This is a genomic window from Myxococcus llanfairpwllgwyngyllgogerychwyrndrobwllllantysiliogogogochensis (assembly GCF_006636215.1).
Classification (GTDB): Bacteria; Myxococcota; Myxococcia; order Myxococcales; family Myxococcaceae; genus Myxococcus; species Myxococcus llanfairpwllgwyngyllgogerychwyrndrobwllllantysiliogogogochensis.
In genome coordinates this window covers 1-461 of record NZ_VIFM01000744.1, presented here as the reverse complement: position 1 = coordinate 461, position 461 = coordinate 1, and the positions used below count along the sequence as shown (strand labels likewise).

The following is a 461-nucleotide window of genomic DNA, read 5'->3' as shown; positions in this document are numbered from 1 at the left end:
AAATAATACGTAGCGCCGATCTGGCGCGATTTAAGCACGTTGCGGATACGGTGCTTAATTCCTGCTTCCGACCAGTGGCGCTGATATTCAAACATTCCGTTGCGGAAAATTTCTTCCAGCTTTTCGATCTGTTCGTCAGTAAACAGGTTCTTTTCTGGTGTCTTGCGGGGGCCGCGGTTGCGGTTTTGCACGTTGGGGTTAAGGTCCGCCTCATTACCGCCGTTGTTAAATTTACCGATACGGGCGTGGCGCTCGGACTGGCGCGCCAGCAGGTCTATTTCTTTAAAGTCTTTCCCTTCCTTGTGCTCCTTCATGATGAGCTGGCAATAGCGGGCGGCAGTGGTGAGCTGCATCTGATCGAGTGGGCCGTATTCGCCCCATTTGTCGCGCTTTTTCCAGCTGTGAACGGTTGCAACTTTTTCGCCCAGCATTTCAGCAATGCGGGCTACGCGGTATCCCTG

The 461-nt window shown here is 52.9% G+C and carries 1 protein-coding gene; it reads right to left on the bottom strand.

The annotated features are described in order from the left end of the window. On the bottom strand, nucleotides 1-461 hold a 461-nt coding region (locus FJV41_RS50305), incomplete at both ends, for a terminase gpP N-terminus-related DNA-binding protein (RefSeq protein ID WP_438616797.1).